The organism is Thalassospira sp. MCCC 1A03138 (assembly GCF_002115785.1).
Classification (GTDB): domain Bacteria; phylum Pseudomonadota; class Alphaproteobacteria; order Rhodospirillales; family Thalassospiraceae; genus Thalassospira.
Genome location: NZ_JFJY01000023.1, coordinates 1 through 1,230, shown reverse-complemented (window position 1 = coordinate 1,230; position 1,230 = coordinate 1). Strand labels below are relative to the sequence as shown.

The following is a 1,230-nucleotide window of genomic DNA, read 5'->3' as shown; positions in this document are numbered from 1 at the left end:
GCAGGTCAGCTGACCTTCAAGCGCCCTGGCAATCGCCTGCATTTCGGCAATGTCCTTCACCCGGACAACAAGACCAAGCGGGCCAAACACTTCCTCGCCCAGCACATGATTGGCCAGCCAGTTTTCACCGCTGGTCTCAAACAGATACGGCGTCGCATTGCGAAGATCACATGATGTGGTCAGGACTTCCTTCACACCCGATGTCGCAGCAATGCGTTTCGCACCGCTGCGATAGGCATCGGCCATGCCATCGGTCAGCATGGTTTGCGCGGATACATCGCCAAGGCCCGCCTTGGCAATCTTGACAAACGCATCGGCATCCGGCCCATCAAGGACAACCGCAATCCCCGGATTGGTGCAGAACTGCCCCGCGCCCATGGTCAGCGACCCGACCCAGCCCTTGGCGAGTTCTTCGGTGCGCGCACTCATGGCACTCGGCAGTAGGAACATCGGGTTGACCGAGCCCAGCTCGCCAAAGAACGGGATCGGTTCCGGGCGCTGTGCGCACAGATCAAACAATGCACGACCACCGCCCAGCGACCCGGTAAAGCCGACCGCCTTGATCAGCGGATGCTGCACAAGGCTCTGGCCGACATCGCGCTTGCCACCCTGAATAAGGCTGAACACACCGGGATGAATGCCACATGCCTTGACCGCAACATCAATCGCCTGGGCCACAATTTCACCGGTTCCCGGATGGGCCGAATGGCCCTTGACGACGACCGGGCAGCCAGCCGCCAATGCGGCCGCGGTATCACCACCAGCAACCGAGAAGGCCAGCGGGAAGTTCGACGCACCAAACACCGCTACCGGGCCAATCGGACGCTGCATCAGACGCAGGTCCGGACGCGGCAGGGGTGCGCGATCCGGAAGCGCTTCGTCATGACGGCGATCGAGATAATCACCGACAAGGATATGGCTGGCAAACAGGCGAAGCTGGCCGACGGTACGACCACGCTCGCCATTCAGACGTGCCTCCGGAAGGCCGGTTTCCTGGGTGCCGATTTCGGTGATTTCCGCACCACGGGCATCAATCTCATAAGCAATTTTATTCAGGAACCTGGCGCGCTCTTCACGGGTCGAATAGCCATAGGACCAGAATGCTTCCTCGGCGGCCTTGGCAGCCTGATCGACCATGGCCGGGGTGCCGACCGGGAAGGTATTGGCCGGACCATGGGCCGGCTCGGACTGGAAGGTCTGCTCGCCTGCGACCCATTCGCCGGCAATCAG

1 protein-coding gene is annotated in these 1,230 nt (G+C 61.3%); it reads right to left on the bottom strand.

Translation table 11 applies throughout. The features are described 5' to 3' along the window. The coding region (locus tag TH468_RS21065; RefSeq protein WP_210402283.1) for an aldehyde dehydrogenase (NADP(+)) at positions 1-1,230 on the bottom strand (1,230 nt) is incomplete at both ends.